Raw genomic sequence first — 4,197 nt, 5'->3', positions numbered from 1 at the left:
CCTGCATCCGTTATCAGTGCGGTAGATAATCCTTCTCGTCTTGCCTTTTCTTTAAGTTCGAAAAGGTCCTGAAGTTTCTCGACACGCAATACTACTTTTTTTTGTCCGCCTTCTTTCCAGTTCTCAATATCAGATCTGCTTGCCCACTCTGCAGCAGATACAGCAGCATGAGCTACCTGTACTGCAAGCTTTCCCTTTGAAAGTTTCAGGTCATCCCTGATAATGATACACTGCTTATATTCTGCCATCTGGAAGTTCTCCGGTTAACAATGAATATGGTATTTCCATTATTATAACTCACTGTTAATATCGTTGACTATATATTCTGCAGCATTAATTCCCCATGCTTTATAAATGCCTGCCAAAGAAGGTGTGGCATTGATCTCCAGTATCAGGCTTTTGTCACTGTCTCCATTCATATCCTCTATCAGATCGACTCCTGCAAAGTATGTGCCTATTGATCTTGAAGCCTTTATGCAAAGTTCCTTCTGATACGATGACAGTTCGCAGCGGGACTCATTGCCACCCTGGCTCAGATTATTGATCCATGCACCTTCCGGTGCAGTTCTGTATATTGCTGCTATCACTTTTCCATTGACTACGAATGCACGTATATCCCTTCCCGGATTGACAATATATTTCTGTATATGGAGCATTCCTCTCTGCTCAAGGATCGCATCTATTGTTCCTTCCAGGTCGGAGTCATTTATCGTTCCATCATTGTTGATGATCGCACCATTCTTTATTCTAATAATATCTCGTCCCTTATATCCGAAAATAGGTTTGATGACCGCATCTTTCATCGTGTCAAGGATCTTTAATGCATTTCCTGTGTCCTGAAAGACCATTGTTCTGGGGATGGGTAGTCCCGCCTTTGCCATGAGGCTGGATGCATAATACTTGTTGGCAGCGCTCTGTATAGATTCCGGGGAATTTACTATCAGCACACCTTCCTGTTCCAGCTGCCTTAATACATCGAAACGGAATGAAACCCCATCAAAAGCTCCTGCTCCAACATCCCTTACTATAATCGCATCCAGTTGCTGAAGGTCAATATCTGTGATCTGTGAGCTTAGACTTTCTCCAACGGTGACGTTCCTTTGCCGAAGGTCGATCATGTGGGGTCTTATGTCGTTCGACACACAAGCCTTCTGAAATGCCTGAGCCGTTGGATCGCTCTGGTCCGTAATGATGATTCCAATATGCTTCATTAGAATGAATCTCTTTTATAAGTACATCAAGATATCGCAAAGTGATCGATCTTTATATAAATTTGAGCGATCTTGAGCTGAATGTCTCAATAGTTAGGCAAAGTTCTTAAAGGTGTACCTAAGGGAACTGGGTAAAAAAGCCACATGCGGCACTTTGTGCCGCAATCGTTGCCGGAGGCAAACGCAAAAAGTTTTCCGGTTACTTTTATAATCGATAGCAATCACCATAGTTGTTATTTTGATGAATAGTACCATTGGTACAGATCCTTTCCAGTAGTTGCACCAGAAATGATAAGGTTAGAATAGACAAAATGAAGAAATGTAAGACATTAAACAGATAATGACAAAAATAGAAAAGATATAGCTAAAAATAACCCCCTTGCTTTTGTTCCTTATATCTGACATTTCCGCATTAGGAATGTAAAGGTTAAGACTTGATGGGATTTGTGGGTTCAAATCTAATCCCTCGCATAGCAAGTAGGGGATATAGGTAACTAGAAAAAACACTACGTTTTTGTTAATCTGCTACGCAACCATATTACTCTCTCCGCGTTTTTTTTTCAAAGGGATGATTGAATAAACAGTGGAGTGTAATTTTTAATAGCCTATAAATAGTTCATACCGACGTGAATATATATTATAATGTTAGATTTCTAAGTGGGTTTGGGAGTACTGACATGTAATTCTCTTACCTCAATCAGTCGTAATCTTGGGGGATTTTGGCTGTAATTAGTTTATATACATATATTGAAAGGGGGAAGGTTATATGCAAAAGAAGCAAAGTTGGATAATTTATTCTTTGATTTTATGTGTCGTTTTTATGTCGGGATGTGTTGGCGAAGAAACGGTGTCTCCTGAGGAAAATATCTCTGTCAACGAGACTGCTGAATTAAATGTAACTGAAACAACAGAGCAGGAGCCAGTTACAGAAACACCCGTTATAGAAGTGCCGCTGAAAGAAGGATATACACGCTATTCTGATGATATCCTCGGAATTTCGATTGACTATCCTGAAGACTGGGAATTAGGCATAGGAGGTGGAGTTGAAGATGTAGGTGGTGTAGCATTTTTCTCTCCCCGTCAGACTGAAGCCAGCCTGGCTGTGATAGTCTTTTCAAATGAAACAAATGCAAAAGTGTGGTTACAAGACGAGATGTCTGATATTGAAAGTCTGAAAGAAATTGGTGTAATATCAAAATTTGAAAACGTTACTATAAATGGCAGAGAGGGCGTTGAAATAATATATGATGGTTGGGAATTGCTAAGTGGAGGGAGGTATGAAGGTCCTGAACAAGCGACTATGTGGGTGGTTGTGTTCGATGTAGAGGATTATTACTATCAAGTAATGGCTTTCACCAATGATTACGATCAGTATGGAGATATGTTAGAAACCTCGGTTAATTCATTTGTAATCGATGAGGAACAAATGGCAATATGAAAAGGTGGTAATAGTTGAACTGTATTTCAATTTTATTTGTGACTATAATCTGCATGGTTATGGTCACACCTTATTGTATAGCTGCAGAGAATCCAACCGTGGATATTAATGTCACCATGGATGAGCTCAATTCCATATATCTGGATATTATAATCAATAATCCAAGCCAAACAGAGTTATATTTAACAGGTATCGACCTGTCAATTTCAGATCCCGTAGGGGTAGACTTTTTATCAAAGTGGGAAACACCTCTGCTTCTCAAAGCAAATGGATCCACTACGTACAGGAATAAACACTCCCTCATTGGGGGCAATCCTCTGGTAAGATTTTACCGGACTGGTTCAGCAAACATCACAGTCACCGGATCACTATTTCTTGAAAAAGGAACACGTGCTTTTGAGGTTCCATTCCATAAAGAAACAACACTATTTATTAATACGGAAGAGGGCAAGCAGGCAATGAGCCCTAATGTAACTGATATTGAATTTTATATAAATAGATTATTTGATGAAGAAGGGCAGGTAGTGGAGATTATCACCACCACCAATATTTCAATTCATAATCCAAATAATGTAGCTCTTATCATTTATGAATTAGAATATAGAATATTCGCAATGGACAAAAAAGATGAAAAACTAAAGCTTAATAGCACTTTAACCGGAGTTACCCTTATTAGCAATAATCAGAGAATTGAGCCAATGGATACTGTTGTTGTTACTGGTGAACGAAGAACCTCAAATAGCAAATTTATCCAATATTTCTCAGGTAATGAAACCAAATACATAAAAGTGGGAGGAACGGCATTCTTGATTCCAACTGAAACAGGATGGACCCCATCTTATTTTGAATCAAAGTTTAATACCATAATCACGATCAATGAAACATCTAAAAATGATACTAATCAAACAGATGTTGGATCTACACAGGAAAGGGATTTGCCAGGATTCGAAGCCATATTTACAACCCTGTGTTTATTGATGGTATGCTACATTCATCTATTAAATAGAAAATAATATGTTGTGGTTGTGGTCTAGAACGTATGAGTTACACATCAATACCGTACTATTTTATTCCTATTAAAATAATTTCATCTCTACCAACACCTTCACCGCACCTTTCCCATAATTCAATTTCTTCCCTTTTTTTATTTTATCTTTGATTCTCTTCAACGTACTCCTATGTTCAATTCCCATCTCCTGAGCATCATCAGGAGTCAGAGCAAGAACCCATTCATGAAACTTCTATTTCGTTACCCCATTCTTCCAATCTTTCCCTCACATGAGCATTGAGAGGAAACGGCTTATCATTCATAGCATCAGCTCCTAAGTTTTACATTTTATTCAAGAATGTCAAATTATGTACACTTGTAAAGTGTAACTCCTTATATCTGACATTTTACGGTAATTTGTCAAAACATGTACAATTGTAATTATCTTTTACTTGTCATCTCAACAAGGAAAGTCAGCTGCAGGTACAAATATATTATATGGGCAACATTCTAAAAACAGTGAATTAACATGAAATTGGAAGTGATAACACGAACATGTT

4 protein-coding genes are annotated in these 4,197 nt (G+C 38.2%); 2 read left to right on the top strand and 2 right to left on the bottom strand.

Going from position 1 to position 4,197, the window contains the following annotated elements; all coding sequences use genetic code 11:
- Positions 1-248, bottom strand: a 248-nt coding sequence (gene pth2, locus QAS77_RS10815) for an aminoacyl-tRNA hydrolase (protein WP_305065521.1), incomplete at its 3' end; no start/stop codon positions are given.
- Positions 249-290: 42 nt separating this feature from the next.
- On the bottom strand, positions 291-1,211 hold the full coding sequence (mptN, locus tag QAS77_RS10810; RefSeq protein WP_305065520.1) for a tetrahydromethanopterin:alpha-L-glutamate ligase: 921 nt from the start codon (positions 1,209-1,211) through the stop codon (positions 291-293).
- A 766-nt stretch (positions 1,212-1,977) separates the two neighbouring features.
- On the opposite strand from mptN, the gene QAS77_RS10805 reads away from it, so the two are divergent.
- Together QAS77_RS10805 and QAS77_RS10800 are read left to right on the top strand one after the other, a co-directional pair.
- A complete protein-coding gene (locus tag QAS77_RS10805; RefSeq protein WP_305065519.1) occupies positions 1,978-2,649 on the top strand; it encodes a hypothetical protein in 672 nt (223 codons plus the stop codon).
- Between the two features lie 14 nt (positions 2,650-2,663).
- Positions 2,664-3,662: a hypothetical protein gene (locus tag QAS77_RS10800; protein ID WP_305065517.1), complete on the top strand. Its 999-nt coding sequence runs from the start codon at positions 2,664-2,666 to the stop codon at positions 3,660-3,662.
- The last annotated feature ends 535 nt before the right edge of the window (positions 3,663-4,197 follow it).

The sequence above is a fragment of the Methanococcoides sp. genome (assembly GCF_030594565.1).
GTDB lineage: Archaea > Halobacteriota > Methanosarcinia > Methanosarcinales > Methanosarcinaceae > Methanococcoides > Methanococcoides seepicolus.
The sequence above is the reverse complement of the archived record's forward strand: the minus strand, read 5'-3'. Positions and strand labels throughout refer to the sequence as shown.